We start from the raw sequence: 16,728 nt of genomic DNA, 5'->3' as shown, positions 1-16,728 counted from the left end.
CGTCATGAACGTTTCAATCAAGCCGACCCACAGCATGCGCGCCGCTGTCTGGCATGGCCGCAACGACATCCGCGTCGAAGACGTGCCACTGCCGGTTTCGCCGCCCGCCGGTTGGGTGCAGATCCGCGTGCAATGGTGCGGCATCTGCGGTTCCGACCTGCATGAATACGTGGCCGGGCCGGTGTTCATCCCGGTGGACGCGCCACACCCGCTGACCGGGATCAAGGGCCAGTGCATCCTTGGCCATGAGTTCTGCGGCGAGATCGTCGAACTGGGCGCCGGTGTCGAAGGCTTCAGTGTCGGTGAACCGGTGGCGGCGGACGCCTGCCAGCACTGCGGCACCTGCTATTACTGCACCCACGGCCTCTACAACATTTGCGAGAACCTGGCCTTCACCGGGCTGATGAACAACGGTGCGTTCGCGGAACTGGTCAACGTGCCAGCCAACCTGCTTTACAAACTGCCCGCCGATTTCCCGGCCGAGGCCGGCGCGCTGATCGAGCCGTTGGCGGTGGGCATGCATGCGGTGAAAAAAGCCGGGAGCCTGCTGGGCCAGAACGTCGTGGTGGTCGGCGCCGGGACCATCGGCCTGTGCACCATCATGTGCGCCAAGGCCGCCGGGGCGGCCCAGGTGATCGCCCTGGAAATGTCCGGTGCCCGCAAGGCCAAGGCCCTGGAAGTCGGGGCCAGTCATGTGATCGATCCGAACGAATGCGACGCCCTGGCCGAAGTCCGCCGCCTGACCGGTAACCTGGGGGCCGATGTCAGTTTCGAGTGCATCGGCAACAAGCACACCGCCAAACTGGCCATCGACCTGATCCGCAAGGCCGGCAAATGTGTGTTGGTGGGCATTTTCGAGGAACCGAGCGAGTTCAACTTCTTTGAACTGGTCTCCACCGAGAAGCAAGTGCTTGGCGCGCTGGCTTACAACGGTGAGTTCGCCGATGTGATTGCCTTCATCGCCGACGGACGCCTGGACATCTCGCCGCTGGTGACCGGGCGCATCCAGTTGGAGGAGATCGTCGGGCAGGGCTTCGAGGAACTGGTGAACAACAAGGAACACAACGTGAAGATCATCGTGTCTCCTGCACGGATCTGAGAGCGCCCGGGTGGGCGATTTGGCGATGGCCGGCAGCGGCCATCGCATTTTTTCAGGTATAAGCCAGCAGGCGGCCGCAGCAGATCACCGCGATCCATAGCGCCATCGACACCAGCGCCTGGATTTTGGCCAGGCCGGGTGCCTTGTGGCCGATATTCCATTGCTGGACGCCGCGGTAGGTTCCAACGTGGAACACCAGGGCGTTGAGGCCCGCCGTCGCGATCAGGCAGAGCTTGAGGACGAAGACGTCGTTGCCGGCAAAATCATGGGGGTGCGCGCTGAACATCATCAGCCCGGCAGGCACGATCAGCAGCAGGGCCGCAATGGCCCAGGTCAGCAGATGACGGGCCAGGGCAGTCACGGCGATGCCCTTGGATAGCCCCAGGATACGCAGGTCGAACATCACCACCGCGCCCACCAGCACCGAAAAGCCGATGATGTGCACGACTTCCACCAGCGGGTAGAGCCACAGCTCGCTGCGCATGGCCAGCGCCAGGGATGAATCCCCCAGTTGGTCCATCCAGCCTTGGGTCGCGCCAGCCTGGGAGGCCTGCATCAGCGCAACTCGGTGGTCTTGTCGTCGATGGTGATGCGTTCGGCGCGCAATTCGTCGGGTTTGTTGCGGTTTGCATAGCCGACCACGGTGGCCCGGTTACCCGCTTTGAGCATGTCTTTGGTCAGGCCCCGATTCTCCATGCGTGACGGCGGGGCCAGCACGACGGTCCAGGTTTTGTCGGTGGTCTGCAGGTGCACGTAGCCATGGGGATGGGAGTAACCGGCTTCCTTGATGGTGCCGTCGAGTTCCAACGGGGTGCTGGCGTCGTATTCACTCCAGCCGTGGTGAGCGAGTGCTGCCGTGGCCATCAGCATTGACGCCAAACCGATGCAACGAAGGATAACGTTCATGGCAAGGTTTCCTTTTGGGGGCGGTTCAACCAGGCACGTAATCGCGCCAGACCCGCCGTTCATCGAGTTGAAGCCGCTGTTCCTCGTCCTTGCGCAACGGTCGGTCGCAGTCGAGAAAGAACTCATCGAGTTGTGGCGGCTCGACGTGGGTGGCGCTGAGCATGGTGTGGACCTGCCCACGATGATGGATCTGATGTTCGAACAGGTGCAACAGCAGCCGGTCGATTCGTTCGCGCACGACACCGTCGGCCCGCACCAGGTCGACGCAGCGGGCGAGGTCTGTTTCCCGCAGGGCTTCGCAGAACGCCACCAGCCGCTGGTCGGTTTGGGTTTGGCTTTGCTTCAGTTGGGCAAAGGCCAGGGTTTCAGAAAAGTCCTTTATCTGGCCGTCCCGGTCGCCTTCCAGAGCGGTGAGGTAATAACGGTCCACTTCCAGGATGTGGCACAGCGTGGCTTGGATGGACGGGAAGAACCCCGTGCGCGGCGCCTTGTAGTCTGCCTCGCTCAGATGCGCGCAGGCGCCGAGCAGTCTGTGGTTGGCCCATCGGTTGTTCAGGGCCTGGGCCAGGAAGTAATTCATGGAAAGCCTCATCGAAACGTTGTGGGAATGAGCTTGCTCGCGAAGAGGGACGGCACATCCAGCATAGCCGGCTCTGGCAGACCGCTACCGCGAGCAAGCCCTCTCCCACAGGGTGGGCTTGCGGGTTAGGCCGGACCTTAAAGCCCCACATCCGGCAACACCGGCCGATTGGCCATGGCCTTGGCCATGATCTGTTCCACATACAGCCGGTCTTCCTCTGGCAAGGCCAGGCGCGGTGGGCGGGTGAGGGCGCTGCCGCGACCGGCGATGGCTTCGCACAGCTTGATGCATTGCACCAGATCGGCGCGGGCGTCCAGGTGCAGGATCGGCATCAGCCATTCGTAGATCGGCATCGCCTCGGCGAAGCGTCCGGCGCGGGCCAGGCGGAAAATGGTCTCGCCTTCCTGCGGGAACACGTTGGACATGCCCGAGACCCAACCTTCGGCTCCCACGGCGAGGCTTTCCAGCACTACGTCATCGAGGCCGGCGAACAGCACGAAGCGGTCGCCGACTTCATTGCGCACGTCGATGAAGCGCCGGGTGTCGCCGGAGGAATCCTTGAAACACACCACGTTGTCGCAATCGGCCAGGGAAATCAGGATGTCCGGCGTCACGTCATTCTTGTAGATCGGCGGGTTGTTGTAGACCATCAGCGGCACATCGGCGTGGCGGGCCACGTAGCGGAAATGCTCGGCGGTTTCGAAGGGCTTGGAGCCGTAGACCAGCGCCGGCATCAGCATCACCCCGTCGACGCCGACCTTACGCACCGCGTTGGCGACCTTGGCGGCCTGCACGCTGGTGAACTCGGCCACGCCGCAGATCACCGGCACGCGGCCGCGGGAGGCGTCTACCGCCACTTCAGTCACGGCGATTTTTTCTTCGGCGCTCAAGGAGGTGTTTTCCCCCACCGATCCGCAGACCACCAGGCCGGAAACGCCATCACGGATGACGTTGGAAATCACTTGGTGGGTTTTTTCCAGATTGATGGAAAAGTCATCGTTGAATTGGGTGGTGACGGCAGGGAAGACGCCGCTCCAGTTGATGCGTTTGCTCATGGTTGTCTCCGGTGGTTAAGGGGATTTCTCATATACGCAGGTAAAGTTGAGTCGAGTACATAGCTTTTGTGGCGAGGGAGCTTGCTCCCGCTGGGCTGCGAAGCGGCCCCAATCACTACCTGGCGACTCGGTGTGTCAGGTAGATCCAGAGGGCCGCTGCGCGACCCAGCGGGAGCAAGCTCCCTCGCCACAGGGGATGTGCAAGATTCGAAATTCATGCGCCAGGCCAGGTGTCCGAAAGCCGATAGCCCTGGGGCCACGGATCGGCCGGGTCGAGCAACAGCTGATGGGTCCCGGTGATCCACGCCCGTCCGGCGATGCACGGGTAGATCGCCGGGCGTCCGGCCACGTCGGTCAAAGAGTCGATGCGGCAGTGGAATTCGGAGCCGATGATCGAGCGGCCGATAAAACGCTCGCCGACCTGCATCAAGCCCTTGGCGTGCAGCACCGCCATACGTGCCGAGCAACCGGTGCCGGTGGGGGAGCGGTCGATCTTGCCGGGCTGGATCACCACGGCATTGGCGCCGGTGGCGATGCCGTTTTCCTGGACGATGGGCGCGGCGATCTGGCAGAACGAGATGTGCGACCAATCAGGATTCAACGGGTGCACGAAGCCCAGTTGTTCGTTGGCGGCGCGGGTGATCTTCAAGCCCACGGCCACCAGCTCGGCGGCCTCAAAGGGGCGAATGGCAAAGCCCAGGCGCTGGGCGTCGACGATGACGAAGCTGTCGCCGCCGTAGGCGGTGTCCACCTGCAACGAGCCCAACCCCTCGACTTCGATCCAGGCATCGAGGCGGTCGGCGAAGGAGGGCACGTTCTTGATCTCGACCCGTTGCACCTTGCCGTCGCGGCAGTCGGCCACCGCTTCGATCAGGCCGCCCGGCGCTTCGAGCACCAGGCGGGTCTGGGGTTCGGTCATCGGCAGGATGCCGCTGTCCAGCAGCACGGTGGCGACGCACAGCGAGTTGGAGCCGGACATCGGCGGCGTGTCGGCCGGTTCCATGATGATCCAGGCCATTTGCGCCCGCGGGTCCTTGGCTGGCACCAGCAGGTTGACGTGGCGGAACACGCCGCCACGGGGTTCGTTGAGGACAAAGTTGCGCAGGGTCTGGTCCTGGGCGATCCAGCGTGACTGTTCCCACACGGTGGCGCCGGGTGGTGGGGCGACGCCGCCGACGATCACATCGCCGACTTCGCCTTCGGCGTGGCAACTGACGACGTGGATGATTTTTGATGAGCGCATGGATCAAATCCTTGTGTTATCTGGCAGAGCCTCATCGCGAGCAAGCTCGCTCCCACATTGAAATGCGGTCCCCTGTGGGAGCGAGCTTGCTCGCGATAGGGCCATCCGCTATTTCACCGACTTGAGAAACGCCGCCGTCTCCGGCTGCATCGGGTTGCCAATCACCTGGTCCGGCGGCCCGATCTCATGGACCCGGCCATTGCAAAAGAACGCCACGCGGTCGGACACGTCCCGGGCGAAGCGGATCTCGTGGGTCACCAGCACCATGGTCATGCCGTCTTCGGCGAGCATGCGCATGGTGTCCAGCACTTCACCCACCAGTTGCGGGTCCAGGGCCGAGGTGGCTTCGTCGAAGAGCATGTAGTCCGGCGACATCGCCAGCGCTCGGGCGATGGCCATGCGTTGCTGCTGGCCGCCGGAAAGCTTGCCTGGGAAGGCCTTGAGCTTGTCCCCCAGGCCCACATGCTCAAGCTGTTGCACCGCCAGTGCTTCGGCGTCCTGCTTGCTTTTGCCCAACACCTTGCGCGGCGCCAGCATCACGTTCTCCAGCACGGTCAGGTGAGGGAAGGCGTTCCATTGCTGGAAGACGATGCCGATCTTCTGCCGCAGGCGATTGAGGTCGGTGGTCCGGTCATGAACCTCGATGCCGTCCACGCGAATGTTGCCTTTCTGGATCGGTTCCAGGCCGTTGATGCACATCAGCAGAGTCGACTTACCGGAGCCGGAACCGCCGATGATCGACACCACTTCACCCTTGTCCACCGTCAGGCTCACGCCCTTGACCACCTCCAGGTCACCGAAGGATTTGTGCACGTTTTCGATCTCAATCATTTTCCTGCCACCTTCTTTCCAGGCGTGCGCCAAGGCGGGCGACCACCAGGCTCATGACGTAGTAAATGAGGCCCGCGATGCACAGCACCAGCAGGGGTTCCTGAATGCGCGTGACGATGGTTTGCGATGCCCGCAGCAATTCAACGATGCCGATCCACATCACCAGCGCGGTGTCTTTCATCACGCCCAGCACCAGGTTCAGCCAGCCGGGAAACGCCACCCGCGTGGCAATCGGCAGGACGATGAAGCGCAGGTCCTGCACATAGCTCAGGCCCAGTGACCGACTGGCCCGGCGGGTGCTCAACGGCACCGCCAGCACGCCACCGCGGACGATCTCGGTGAAGTAAGCCGCGGCATAGACGCCGAGGACGATGCAACCGACGGCGAAGGCGCTGAGGTTCAGGCCGGCGATGCTCTTGAGCGAGTTGAACAGCACGAACTGGATCAGCAGCGGCACGCTGCGGAACACGTCCAGCAACCAGGCCAACGGCAGGCTGGCCCGTGGCAACAACGCCCGCAACAGACCGAACAGCAACCCGGCCAGGGTGCCCAAAAGGATCGACCAGACGGTCAGTTGCAGCGTGACCCAGGCCCCTTCGAGCAAATACAGCAGGTCGTTAACGCTGAGGCTTGTAGAGAACATGACCCACGCTCCTCAATACCGAAACAGCCGCCAAGACAACAGCCGGGCCAACCCGACGATCAGCTTGGCGATCAGGTAATACAGCACCGCCGCGAGGGCGAAGTATTCGAAGGTGCGGAAGGTCTTGACGTTGTATTCCTGGGTGACACCGGTGAGGTCGTTGTTCAGGCCGACGACCACGCCCAGGGACGTCATCAACACCGCCCAGACCATCTGGTTGGTCAACGGGTAGAACACGATGCGCAACAGTTGCGGGACGATGATCATCCGGTACGCCTGGAAGGCGCTCATCCCCAAGGAGCGGGCGGCGCGCATTTGCGTACCGGGCACGGCCTTGAGACCGCCGCGAAAGTTTTCCGCCAGGTAGCCGGCGTTGTTGAAGGTGATCCCGGCCAGCAAGGCCAGCCAGGAACTGACGTGCAGCCCGAGGGAGCCGAGGCCGAAGTAGAGGATGTAGATCTGGAACAGCGAGGGCGTGTTGCGGGCGATGGACACCCAGCCATTGCCCACGCCCCGCAGCAAGCGATTCGGGGCCTGGCGCATTACCGTCAGCACCAGGGCGATCAGTACGCCGAAAATCATCGACAGCGCAGCGGTCTCGAACGTCACCCAGGCCCCGGCGAGCATGTCGGGCAGGGCGCGCAAGGCCGGGCGCCATTGGAAGCTGTAGTCAAACATGGGGCTGGCTCCCGGTGCGGGTGGGTTGCAGCCACGTCGGCGGCTGGCCGGCGGTTGCGGCGGTACACGCGGCCTCGACGCATTCGGCAAGGGCGGCAAAGTGCACGCCGCGACCGACCAGGCCGGGTGCGTAGTGGGCGTATTTGCCGGAATTGGTCATCAGGGTGGTGGCGTGGGGCGGGATCACCGGTTCGCCCAACATGCACCAGCAGGTGTCGGTCACCAGCACTGCACCGAAGGTCTCGATGGCGGCCAGATACCCGGCTCTGCGCGCCTGTTCCAACACCGTCCGACCGCAGGTGATCGCCAGCACCACATACGGATGCTTGACCCGACCGGCGCACAAGGTCGCGAGGGTGGCGAATTCACTGAGGGAGAAATGCGGATTGCCCAGGGACACCACGTCCACCCAGTTGTCCCGGGCGCTGTTGAGCTCACGCCAACTGGCAAGCAGGCCTGCGGCATCGACGCTTTCCTGCGCCAAGGTGACGTCGCGCTCCAGGACATCGGCCGGATCAAGGGCTTCGGGCGTCACCCCGGCGATGTGGAACAACGGCGCGGCGCTGGTGGTGGCGAACGCGGCGCCAAAGGCCTTGAGGTCGTCCAGGGTGGGCGCGGCGTGTTCCAGGCCACGTATCAACGGAATGCGCCGGCCTGCCAGGCCGCCGATGTGATAGCCCAGCAGCGGATAGAAACTGTCATCGACGTGACCCAGCGCCGGCACGTCGACGATCAGCCGGGCCTTGCGCGGGTCGTCGAGATGGCAGCCGGTCAACGGCGCTCGCCCGCACAGGGCAATGCAGATATCGAGGAAGTCCGGGTACTTCTGCGTACGCGCGCCCAGCACGCTGTTGGCGTAGACCACGGCGTTGGATTCAGCCCAGACGATTTGTTCGCCGGCCTTTGGCGCGGTGTCCAGCAGGTAGGGCGCGCAGGTGAAACTCAGTTGCGCACCCATCGCCATGTAGGCATCGCCCAAGGCACTGGCCGGCTCGCCCAAGGCCGGATCGACACCCAGTTCCCGCCAGCGCCGCTGGTCCACGGAGATGGAGTTGAGCGTGGTGGGGACGCGAACCTTTGCCCCCCACTGCACCAGTTGCTCGGCAAAGCGCAGGCTGGCTGGACCTGTGTAGATACAGCCGTCGATGTGGGCCTGGGTCACGTCCAGCAGTTGCGTGGCGCCCTGGATCTCGGCCATGCGCAGCACGATCTGCATCGCCACTTGGGCAGCCTTGCCGTGGGTGCCGTCGAGCAATGCCCGGTCCTGTTCGTTCAGCTCCAGGGTTGAGAAAGTGGACGGCTGCGGCGCTGCGTCGGAACCTTGCCAACCGTCGTTTGGGGGCCGGCCAGACAGTGTCAGGACGTCGCCTTCCAGGCGCACGAAACCCTGGCCGCGCAGCCCATTGAAGGCCTCATGCCCCACGCACAGCACCGGCAGCGAGCGTTGGAAAATCACCTGCGCCACCAGCACGCCCAGGGTCAGGATTTCATCGGCTTCGGCGAGCACCAGGGCCGCGGGTGCGTGGCCGTTGCTGATCAGCTCCATCAAGACGCTGCTGCCGGTGCAGGAGCCGCGTCCGCTGGGGATCGCCAGCACGCGCCCTGCCAGGCGCTGACCACTCAAGGGATGGTGGCGGTCGATGACTTCGCCGCTGGCTGGATCGACCCCGCCCCAGAAACTCAGCCCCACCTCGGCGAACAGCAGGGCGCCCTGGGCGGCACCCTCCACCAGGCTGCGGCCTTTCACACGGACAGGCGTGCTTGGCATGCGCCGATCCTCAGTAATAGACCTGGGGAACGGTCAGGTTGGCCGGCGGGATGTCGCTGCCCACCCATTTGACGAACAGTTCCTTGTAGCGACCCGTGCGCACCTGCTGGTTGACGAACAGGTTGAGGTAGTTGAGCAGGCCGTATTCGCTGCGCTTGGCACCGAGGGACACGTAGTCGATGACGTAGGGCGCGTCACCGGCGATCTTCAGGCCCTTGTACTTGCCCGACTTGATGGTCGCGGCGGCCACGGTGTTGGTTACCACGGTGGCATCGATGTGCCCCTGGGCGACGGCCAGCAAGGTGTCGTTCTGCGACTGGTAGGCGCGGAAGCTGCCGCTGCCCCAGCTCTTCTGGTCCTTCTCCAGGGCGATGGCTTCGTAGGTGCTGCTGGTATTGCCCAGGGCTTTGCCCTTGAGGTCGGCGTAGCTGTTGATGCCGGTGTTGTCGCGGGTCAGCACGACCATCTGGAAGGCGAAGTAGGGCACGGTCAGGCCCACGGTCTTGGCTCGCTCCAAGGTGTCGGATGTGGAGGCGACGATGACATCGGCGCGACCGGACAGCAGCGCGGGGATTCGGTCGGAGAATGGGGTTTCCACCACTTCGGCATCTACACCGAGGACCTTCGCCAGATCGTTGCAATAGTCCACGTCGAATCCCGCCGGTTTATTGCTTTCGTCGCGAAAGCCCATCGGGGGGAAGTCCAGGGTCACGGCGCAACGCAGCTTGCCGGAGCCGACGATGTCGTCGAGCTTGTCGGCGTGGGCGGGGGCGATGAAAAGCGGGGTGAGGACAACGCTGAGGGCTACGGCCAATGCAGGGTTTTTCATAAATGCCTCGCTGTCGAATAAATGCGGTGAGATATCGTATTGAGGATTTCGTATACGATATTAGATAAGCAATCAGCGTGCCTGTTTCTGGTAGAGCCGCAGTAATGCCACCGGAGGGCTGGTCCAGAGGCTTTCATGCCGGGCGGTAACGAGCAGGGCAAGGGTGGTGCTGGCGCCAGGGTGTTACAGATGGGAGCACCCACGGGGCTCGATGCCCCATGAGGGAACAAGGGTCAGCGCTGATTCTCGCGATATTGGCTGGGGGACAGGCTGGTCAGGGCCCGGAACTGGCGGCTGAAGGCGCTGTGGTCGGTGTAACCGCAGCGCAGGGCGATCTCGGTGATCGGCAGGTCTTTGTCGAGTAACAGCCGCGAGGCTTCTTCCAGCCGTGCCTTGTGAATCATCTGCCGCGGCGTGAGTTGGAAGATGCGCTTGCAGTGCCGCTCCAATTGCGCCACCGACAATTCTGCAATGGCGGTCAGCTCGGCAAGGCTGATGGGGCGGGCGAAGTGCTGCTTGATATGGGCGTCCACCGCCGCCAGTTTGTGGAACGCCGGATGGCCCGATTGCGGCAGTTGCAGGTCGCGGGAAATACCGGCCAGGCCGACGATCTGGCCGTTTGGATCGTGCAGGGCGAGCTTGTGGGTCAGGCACCATACGGGTTGGTTGCCGTAATACAAATGCAGTTCGAGTTGGTCGGCCAGCTCCCGCCCGCTGGCCAGCACCCGGCGGTCCTGTTCGGTGTACAGCGGGCCGAAGCGCTCGGGGAACACCTGTTCGGCGGTGAGGCCGAGCAGGTCGCCGCTGTGTTTGAACCCGCAGCGGCGGGCCAGGGTCTGGTTGACGAAGGCGTAGCGGGCCTGCTTGTCCTTGATGAAAAACACCACGTCAGCGAGGGTGTCCAGCAGCGCGGAGATGGGCTGCAGGCTGCGCAGCAGGGTGTCGAGGTCGCAGGGGGCGAAGGGGGGGAGCGAGGGGTACATGGCCGGCGTTGTCTTTTTTGTGGGAGCGATGTCGGAGTGTCAATCGAAAATGCGCCGTCTGTCACGCCGCTATCGCGAGCAGGCTCGCTCCCACAGGGGATTGGGGTGAGTGCAGATCAGTCAGGTGGGTGGGGTTTCTTCCAGGGCCAGCAAGGTTTCGATTCGCGCCGGGCTGAAGGGCGGGCGGGGGGCGGGCGGTGTCCAGCCGAACAGGTGTTCCAGGGCGGCGCCGCACACTCGGCCCTGGCAGGCGCCCATGCCGCAGCGGCTTGCCAGTTTTGCTTCGCGCCAGTTTTCGTGGCCGACCAGTTCGCCGTACGGTACGTCTTCGCAGCGGCAGACCAGGGTGTCGCTGCGGGCCAAGGTCTTGAGCCGTGGATCGAGGACGAAGGCCTGGTTCAATGCCCCGGCGAAACCCTGCCAACGTGCGCGGCGCGGCCACAGTTGCTGGGCAGCCGCGCTATTGCCGACGGCGGCATGGCCGGCGATGGCGCCTTCCACCAGCGCCAGTTCGCTGCCGCCGAAACCGGTGCATTCGCCTGCCGCATAATGTTCATGGCGAGTGGTCGCTTGCCAGGCGTCAACCGCCAGCGCCTGGTCTTCAACCGCGCAACCCAGGGCCTGGCCTAATTGGGTATTGGGAATGAGCCCGAAACCACAGGCGAGCCGGTCGCAGGCCAATTCAATCGTCTTGCCTTGCTGATGCAGGCGCACGCCCTCCAGCCGTTCCCGACCGAGCGCTTCCACCACGTGGGTTTCGGTGCGGTAGTGCCGGTCGAACAGACTGAACGATTGGAAAAACTTCCCCGGCCAGCGCGGCAGTTGTGCGGCGAAACCGGCGACGGCGCCGCGACGGGCCTGCTCGGCGATGCGCAGCACCTGTGCACCTTGATGCTTTGCCGTGGCGGCGCTGGCCAGTAGCAAGGGGCCGCTGCCAGCGACGACCAGCCGTTCGCCGCGCACCGGCAAGCCACCCTTGATCAGCGCCTGCAAGCCGCCAGCACCGGTCACGCCGGGGAGTGTCCAGCCGGGAAACGGGAGCAGTCGTTCGCGGGCACCGGTGCAGAGAATCAAGCGCTCGTAGCTGATTTGCCAGCCGCGCTCGGCATCTTCCACCAGCAAGGTTTTATCCGCCGCGCAGGCGATCACACGGGTGCCGGCATGGCAACGTACGTTGGCGCAGGTGTGCAGTTGCTCGCGCAGGCGTCGGGCGGCGCTGGGCAGGTTGGCCTGGGGGCCGTCGCGCCAGATCTGCCCACCGGGCAGCGGATTGTCGTCGAGCAGCACGATGCGCGCGCCGCTGCTGGCTGCGGCGAGGGCGGCGGCCATGCCGGCGGGGCCGGCGCCGATGATCAGCAGGTCGGTGGTTTCGTTCATGGTCGGGTCTGCACATGCATGCCATCGAGGCACAAGGTCTGGCAGGCCAGGCGTCGACGACCGTCGATCAGCACCCGGCACTCCTGGCAGATACCCATGCCGCACAAGGGCGCACGGCGCTGGCCGCTGACCGAGGTGCGACTGCAACCATCCGCGCCCAACGCCAGTGCCGCCGCGACGCTGGTGCCGTTGGCCACTGACAAGGGGTGGCCGTCGAGGAATAGATCAGGCATGGGAGCAATCCTCCAGGGGTAAAGGGATATCAGCGCCAAACGCCCATCCCGTGGCGAGGGAGCTTGCTCCTGCTGGGGCGCGCAGCGGCCCCGACAACGATCTGACAACTCGGTGTGTCAGGCCAATCCAGGGGACTGCTGCGCAATCCGGCGGGAGCAAGCTCCCTCGCCACAAGGACTTGTGTCGGGCTTCAGGCATGGGCCGGCTCTCCAAGGAAACGCTGCGGCAGGTAAGCTTGAGGCGCCAGCGGCGAAGTTTCGTTGAACAGTTGGGCGACCAGCAGGTCGGCCGTCGCCGGTGCCGTGGTGACCCCCAGGCCTTCGTGACCCACCGCCAGCCACAGTCCCTGGCGCTGTGGATGTTGGCCCACCAGGGGCAAGCCGTCGGGGCTCGCTGCGCGAAAACCGGTCCAGGCCCTGATGCCGTTCAGATGCGCCAATCCTGGCAGGTATTCGACGGCGCGCTTGAGCATCTTCGCCAGCATCCAGCCTTCCACCTGAGGGTCAAGCGTGCCGAACTGCCGCGAGGCGCCAATGAACAATTGCCCGGTCGGGCGCGGCTGTATATTGCACGCCACTGACGGTCCGCTGGCGTTATGGGCGCTGGTGACGTAGCCCAGTTCCACCAGGGTGTGGGTGACGGTAGCGGGGTAGCGGTCGGTGATCAGCAGGTGGCCCTTCTTCGGCACGATCGGCAACTCCGGGCACAATTCAGTGGCCTGGATGCCATTGGCGAGGACCACCGCTTCGGCGCTCAACCAGCGACCGTCATCAAGGCGCACGCGATGACCGTCAACTTCGCTGACCTGCGCCCGTTGCTGGCGAATGGTGGGCGCGTCCAGCATCCAGCGCGCGGCCGCCGGGGCGTAGAGGATGCCGTCACCCTTGATCAGCAACCCACCTTCCAGCCCCGGGCGCAGCTCGGGTTCACGCTGATGCAGCGCGGCGTGGCCGATCAGCTCACAGGCTTCGTCATGGGCCAGCAGGTTCAGGTATTTGCTATGGGCCACCGCCATTTCTTCGGCATTGGCCGCCAGCCACAAGGTGCCGTTGTTGCGCCAGGCGCAGCCGTCGGGCAGGGCTGGGGCCAGCTCGCGCCAGCGTTGCAGGGAATATTGACTGAGGGCCAGCTCCGCCGGGTTGTCATCGAGCACCAGCAGGTGCCCCATGCCGGCCGCCGTGGCGCCGTGCCAACCGGCGTCCAGCACCAACACGTTGACGTTGCGTCGGGCCAATGCCTGGGCACAGGCCGCACCGATGATGCCCGCGCCGATGATGATCACGTCGGCGACATGGCCTTCGCTCACGGACGAATGCCCCAGGCGAACGGGTCATCGGCTTCGATGATCAGTGTGGTTTCGGCGCTGATGTAGGCGCGACCGCGAATGGTCGGCACGACGCGCTCGCCCGAGCGCTCGTAGGAGCCCTCGAACTCGCTGCCAATGACACTGGCCTGGCGCCAGATCTGGCCGGGTTGCAGTTTTCCATCGGCCGCCAGGCACGCCAGTTTGGCGCTGGTGCCGGTACCGCAAGGGGAGCGGTCATAGGCCTTGCCGGGACAGAGCACGAAGTTGCGGCTGTCGGCTTGCGGGTCGTCGGCAAACAGTTCGATGTGGTCGATCAAGCCGCCGTCCTCGCCGCGAAAACCCTGCTGCTCCAAGGTTTGCTGTACGGCGTAGGTGTAGGCGGTCAACGCGTCGAGGTTATCGCCGGCCACGCGTTGGCCATGTTCGGCGATCAGGAAAAACCAATTGCCGCCCCAGGCCACGTCGCCCACCACCTGGCCGATGCCGGGCACCTCCAGGGCCAGGGCCTTGCGGTAACGGTAGGCCGGCACGTTGCGTACGCTGACCGAGCGGTCTTCGTGCAAGGTTGCCTGTACCGTGCCCACCGGGGTTTCAATGCTGTGCACGCCGGGGCCGATCCTACCCAGGTGGGCCAGTGACGCCACGAGGCCGATGGTGCCGTGGCCGCACATGCCCAGGTAGCCGCTGTTGTTGAAAAAGATCACGCCGGCACAGGCGCTCGGGTCCTCCGGCTCGCAGAGCAGCGCCCCCACCAGCACATCGCTGCCCCGCGGTTCCAGCACGCAGGCGGTGCGCCAGGCGTCGTGTTCCGTGGCCAGGCGTTGCTTGCGCTCGGCCATGCTGCCCTGGCCCAGGTCAGGAAAACCGCCAGTGACCAGTCGGGTCGGTTCGCCGCCGGTATGGGAGTCGATCACGGTGATGCGTTTCATGGGAGGGCCACGTCCGTTCAGATGAGTGACGGCAAGCGTGGCCCGCGCCAGGGGGCGACGGCTTGATGGTTTTACCTGTCGCCGATGACGAAATCGGCACAGTGCCGGCCCATCAATGGCTGGAAGGCAGGAACTTGAACAAGGTCTCGCAGACCCCGGCGATGTGTTCGTCCAGCAGCATCACGGCTCGCTCGACGTCACCGGCGCGGCAGGCCTTGATGATTTCCCGGTGCTCGTGATCGGCGCGCTCCTTGCCGGCCGAAAGGCTCATCTGCATGCGCAAATAACGCTCCAGCTTGTCGTGGACCGAGCGGATCAGACTCACCATGAACGGCCGCTGCGCCGGTTCGTAGAGGCAGGCATGCAGCTGCCAGTTCAGTTCCGCCCAACGCCCTACGTCGTCTTCACCGATGAACTCCCGGCAGATGCTTTCGGCGCGGGCGAAGGTGGCTTCGGTCATGTTGGGAATCGCCAGGCGCAGTACTTTGTCTTCCAGCAGCATCCGCACTTCGAACATTTGCGCCAGCTCTGCCTCGGAAATGCGCGTCACCATCGCCCCGCGATTGCGCTGGAACATCACCAGGCCCTCGGCCTCCAGGCGCTTGAGGGCTTCGCGCACGGGGATCTTGCTGACGTTGAACTGCCGGGCGATGTCATCCTGGCGAATAGGCTCGTCCTCGGCAAAGTGCCCGGCCACGATGGCATCGCGCAGATGGCGGGTGATGATTTCCGAGGTGGAAGGGGTGTTGCCCAGATCAGGCAGGTTGAACTTGGATAAAGTCACGGCGGCGGGTCGTTCGGCTTAGGTGGGGATATGGTATACGACTTTGCCGAGCGCAGTGTCGAGCTGTCCAAGGCTTCCCCAATCCTTCAGTCAGCCTCTGTGGCGAGGGAGCTTGCTCCCGCTCGATTGCGCAGCAATCGCAGAATGTTGGGGTCGCTGCGCAACCCAGCGGGAGCAAGCTCCCTCGCCACCGGTTGGTTGTTTCAGCCGTGGGACAGGTGGCTCACATAAGCCTCGGTCCGGACGATGCGCCATCCGGTAACAGACACCCCAGCCAATAACGCCAGGCCGAACACGATCAACGCCACGTCCGCGCCGAAATGATCGGCCAGCAACCCGGTCACCACCACCGGGATGCTGAACCCGACATAGGCGAACAGGAAAAACCCGGCACTGACCCGGGCCTTTTCCGCGCCAGCCATGGCCGTGACGGCCGACAACCCACCCAAGTACAGGAAACCGTAGCAAGCGCTGCTGGCGCCCAGCGCTCCCAGCAACACGGCGAGCAGGGAGCCGGCGCTCGCGCCCCAGGCCAGCAACGCGTAGCTCGCAGGCAGGATCAACAGGCCCAAGCCCGTGGCCCTGGCCGGCTGCATGCGTCGAACCCAGGGCTGGAAGAGCAAGCCGCAACTGATCACCGTAAAGGTCGACAGGCCCGACCAACGCTGCAAGTCGCGGGTCGCCAGCACCGATGGCAATATGGCAATGACCAGGCCCGAGGTCGCCCAGGCCAACAGCATGGAAAAACTGTAGGGCAGGCTGCCGGCGGGAAACAACGGCAGGCGCAGCAACGGTGCATCTTTGATTTTCTGCGCCGGGTCCGGTAAGCGCCAGACCACGACGATCGCCATTGCAGCCAGCATCAACTGCAACCAGAAGCTGCCGGGCGTGGCGCTGTGATGGACGAACAGGAACAGACTGGTCAACGCCGCGCCCAGGCCAAAGCCCAGGGAGGTGCTGGCGGTGACCCGGTTGGCCGGCGAGCGGGGATCGCGGGTTGCCATGAGCTCGGCCATATAGGCGGTTGATGTGGCCGAGGCCAGCCCTGTGCCGACCCCCATCATCAGGCGCGCCACGCCCAGGGCTTCCAGGCTCGGCCAGAGCAGTGTCACCAGCGTCGCCAGCATCGACAGCCCGAGGGCGACCAGGATCAACGGCTTGCGTCCCACCCGGTCGGCCAGCCCGCCGAACGCCAGCAGGACCGGCAGTACGCCCAGCACATAACCGGAAAACGCCACCGCCGTGGCTCCGGCCCCGTAGCCGGACAACTGCGCGTAGGTGGTGTACAGCGGCGCCTGCAGGTTGACCGCAAGGGTGATCAGGCAAAGGCCGAAAGCCAGTCCCCAGGAATGTCGATGCGATGGGTTCAAGGGTGTTCCTTAGAGGTGTGCATGAAGTCTCGGGGACTATCACTGCCGGGCACAGCGCAAACAAGGAACAGACCCAGGCCATTTGTGCTTAACTGTTCGCTCGAAATTCGAGA

General features: G+C 64.3%; 18 protein-coding genes. 1 reads left to right on the top strand and 17 read right to left on the bottom strand.

Features of this window, described 5'->3' with window-relative positions:
- The first annotated feature begins 34 nt into the window (after positions 1-34).
- Positions 35-1,099 carry a 2,3-butanediol dehydrogenase gene (locus tag BLT00_RS04475; RefSeq protein WP_256572761.1) on the top strand — a complete coding sequence of 355 codons (1,065 nt, stop codon included), beginning with the start codon at positions 35-37 and terminating at the stop codon, positions 1,097-1,099.
- 52 nt (positions 1,100-1,151) lie between these two features.
- Here the strand turns inward: BLT00_RS04475 and BLT00_RS04470 are convergent, their stop codons facing one another.
- The 17 genes from BLT00_RS04470 to BLT00_RS04390 all read right to left on the bottom strand — a co-directional run bounded on the left by BLT00_RS04470 (position 1,152) and on the right by BLT00_RS04390 (position 16,615).
- The gene (locus tag BLT00_RS04470) at positions 1,152-1,655 is read right to left on the bottom strand and encodes a DUF6644 family protein (protein WP_092145834.1); all 504 of its coding nucleotides are present in this window, start codon (positions 1,653-1,655) and stop codon (positions 1,152-1,154) included.
- Positions 1,655-2,005, bottom strand: a complete 351-nt coding sequence (locus BLT00_RS04465) for a DUF6152 family protein (RefSeq protein ID WP_092145832.1) — start codon at positions 2,003-2,005, stop codon at positions 1,655-1,657. Before BLT00_RS04465 ends, BLT00_RS04470 begins: the two co-directional genes overlap by 1 nt.
- Positions 2,006-2,030: 25 nt before the next feature.
- Positions 2,031-2,585, bottom strand: a complete 555-nt coding sequence (locus tag BLT00_RS04460; protein ID WP_092145830.1) for a DinB family protein — start codon at positions 2,583-2,585, stop codon at positions 2,031-2,033.
- A gap of 137 nt (positions 2,586-2,722) precedes the next feature.
- Complete coding sequence (locus tag BLT00_RS04455; protein ID WP_063320805.1) at positions 2,723-3,640, bottom strand: dihydrodipicolinate synthase family protein; 918 nt, start codon at positions 3,638-3,640, stop codon at positions 2,723-2,725.
- 214 nt (positions 3,641-3,854) lie between these two features.
- The gene (locus BLT00_RS04450; protein WP_092145828.1) at positions 3,855-4,883 is read right to left on the bottom strand and encodes a trans-3-hydroxy-L-proline dehydratase; all 1,029 of its coding nucleotides are present in this window, start codon (positions 4,881-4,883) and stop codon (positions 3,855-3,857) included.
- Positions 4,884-4,991: 108 nt separating this feature from the next.
- On the bottom strand, positions 4,992-5,714 hold the full coding sequence (locus BLT00_RS04445) for an amino acid ABC transporter ATP-binding protein (RefSeq protein WP_092145826.1): 723 nt from the start codon (positions 5,712-5,714) through the stop codon (positions 4,992-4,994).
- The gene (locus BLT00_RS04440) at positions 5,707-6,357 is read right to left on the bottom strand and encodes an amino acid ABC transporter permease (protein WP_003202560.1); all 651 of its coding nucleotides are present in this window, start codon (positions 6,355-6,357) and stop codon (positions 5,707-5,709) included. The genes BLT00_RS04445 and BLT00_RS04440 overlap by 8 nt, the downstream gene beginning before the upstream one ends.
- Positions 6,358-6,369: 12 nt before the next feature.
- Positions 6,370-7,035: an amino acid ABC transporter permease gene (locus BLT00_RS04435; RefSeq protein WP_060742046.1), complete on the bottom strand. Its 666-nt coding sequence runs from the start codon at positions 7,033-7,035 to the stop codon at positions 6,370-6,372.
- The gene (locus BLT00_RS04430) at positions 7,028-8,803 is read right to left on the bottom strand and encodes a cis-3-hydroxy-L-proline dehydratase (RefSeq protein ID WP_092145824.1); all 1,776 of its coding nucleotides are present in this window, start codon (positions 8,801-8,803) and stop codon (positions 7,028-7,030) included. Before BLT00_RS04430 ends, BLT00_RS04435 begins: the two co-directional genes overlap by 8 nt.
- Positions 8,804-8,813: 10 nt before the next feature.
- The gene (locus BLT00_RS04425) at positions 8,814-9,632 is read right to left on the bottom strand and encodes an ABC transporter substrate-binding protein (protein ID WP_092145822.1); all 819 of its coding nucleotides are present in this window, start codon (positions 9,630-9,632) and stop codon (positions 8,814-8,816) included.
- A gap of 233 nt (positions 9,633-9,865) precedes the next feature.
- On the bottom strand, positions 9,866-10,615 hold the full coding sequence (locus BLT00_RS04420) for an AraC family transcriptional regulator (protein WP_092145820.1): 750 nt from the start codon (positions 10,613-10,615) through the stop codon (positions 9,866-9,868).
- Between the two features lie 120 nt (positions 10,616-10,735).
- Positions 10,736-11,992, bottom strand: a complete 1,257-nt coding sequence (locus tag BLT00_RS04415; RefSeq protein ID WP_092145818.1) for an NAD(P)/FAD-dependent oxidoreductase — start codon at positions 11,990-11,992, stop codon at positions 10,736-10,738.
- A complete protein-coding gene (locus tag BLT00_RS04410) occupies positions 11,989-12,225 on the bottom strand; it encodes a 2Fe-2S iron-sulfur cluster-binding protein (protein ID WP_060742051.1) in 237 nt (78 codons plus the stop codon). The genes BLT00_RS04415 and BLT00_RS04410 overlap by 4 nt, the downstream gene beginning before the upstream one ends.
- 191 nt (positions 12,226-12,416) lie before the next feature.
- Positions 12,417-13,532 (bottom strand): NAD(P)/FAD-dependent oxidoreductase, encoded by a 1,116-nt coding sequence (locus BLT00_RS04405; protein WP_092145816.1) that lies wholly within the window; start codon positions 13,530-13,532, stop codon positions 12,417-12,419.
- Positions 13,529-14,461, bottom strand: coding sequence for a 4-hydroxyproline epimerase (locus BLT00_RS04400; protein WP_092145814.1), 933 nt, complete (start codon positions 14,459-14,461; stop codon positions 13,529-13,531). The genes BLT00_RS04405 and BLT00_RS04400 overlap by 4 nt, the downstream gene beginning before the upstream one ends.
- Positions 14,462-14,573: 112 nt before the next feature.
- The gene (locus tag BLT00_RS04395; protein WP_063320817.1) at positions 14,574-15,245 is read right to left on the bottom strand and encodes a GntR family transcriptional regulator; all 672 of its coding nucleotides are present in this window, start codon (positions 15,243-15,245) and stop codon (positions 14,574-14,576) included.
- Positions 15,246-15,448: 203 nt separating this feature from the next.
- A complete protein-coding gene (locus BLT00_RS04390; protein ID WP_092145812.1) occupies positions 15,449-16,615 on the bottom strand; it encodes an MFS transporter in 1,167 nt (388 codons plus the stop codon).
- Positions 16,616-16,728: the final 113 nt, after the last annotated feature.

It is taken from the genome of Pseudomonas sp. NFACC51, from assembly GCF_900103575.1.
Taxonomy (GTDB): domain Bacteria; phylum Pseudomonadota; class Gammaproteobacteria; order Pseudomonadales; family Pseudomonadaceae; genus Aquipseudomonas; species Aquipseudomonas fluorescens_Q.
The sequence above is the reverse complement of the archived record's forward strand: the minus strand, read 5'-3'. Positions and strand labels throughout refer to the sequence as shown.

Excerpts from the sequence above, each read along its gene's own strand:
- BLT00_RS04475 (WP_256572761.1), top strand. The coding sequence starts at position 35 with ATGCGCGCCGCTGTCTGGCATGGCCGCAACGACATCCGCGTCGAAGAC.
- BLT00_RS04435 (WP_060742046.1), bottom strand. The coding sequence starts at position 7,035 with ATGTTTGACTACAGCTTCCAATGGCGCCCGGCCTTGCGCGCCCTGCCC.
- BLT00_RS04455 (WP_063320805.1), bottom strand. The coding sequence starts at position 3,640 with ATGAGCAAACGCATCAACTGGAGCGGCGTCTTCCCTGCCGTCACCACC.
- BLT00_RS04440 (WP_003202560.1), bottom strand. The coding sequence starts at position 6,357 with ATGTTCTCTACAAGCCTCAGCGTTAACGACCTGCTGTATTTGCTCGAA.
- BLT00_RS04470 (WP_092145834.1), bottom strand. The coding sequence starts at position 1,655 with ATGCAGGCCTCCCAGGCTGGCGCGACCCAAGGCTGGATGGACCAACTG.
- BLT00_RS04425 (WP_092145822.1), bottom strand. The coding sequence starts at position 9,632 with ATGAAAAACCCTGCATTGGCCGTAGCCCTCAGCGTTGTCCTCACCCCG.
- BLT00_RS04430 (WP_092145824.1), bottom strand. The coding sequence starts at position 8,803 with ATGCCAAGCACGCCTGTCCGTGTGAAAGGCCGCAGCCTGGTGGAGGGT.
- BLT00_RS04445 (WP_092145826.1), bottom strand. The coding sequence starts at position 5,714 with ATGATTGAGATCGAAAACGTGCACAAATCCTTCGGTGACCTGGAGGTG.
- BLT00_RS04465 (WP_092145832.1), bottom strand. The coding sequence starts at position 2,005 with ATGAACGTTATCCTTCGTTGCATCGGTTTGGCGTCAATGCTGATGGCC.
- BLT00_RS04460 (WP_092145830.1), bottom strand. The coding sequence starts at position 2,585 with ATGAATTACTTCCTGGCCCAGGCCCTGAACAACCGATGGGCCAACCAC.
- BLT00_RS04450 (WP_092145828.1), bottom strand. The coding sequence starts at position 4,883 with ATGCGCTCATCAAAAATCATCCACGTCGTCAGTTGCCACGCCGAAGGC.
- BLT00_RS04415 (WP_092145818.1), bottom strand. The coding sequence starts at position 11,992 with ATGAACGAAACCACCGACCTGCTGATCATCGGCGCCGGCCCCGCCGGC.
- BLT00_RS04420 (WP_092145820.1), bottom strand. The coding sequence starts at position 10,615 with ATGTACCCCTCGCTCCCCCCCTTCGCCCCCTGCGACCTCGACACCCTG.
- BLT00_RS04400 (WP_092145814.1), bottom strand. The coding sequence starts at position 14,461 with ATGAAACGCATCACCGTGATCGACTCCCATACCGGCGGCGAACCGACC.
- BLT00_RS04410 (WP_060742051.1), bottom strand. The coding sequence starts at position 12,225 with ATGCCTGATCTATTCCTCGACGGCCACCCCTTGTCAGTGGCCAACGGC.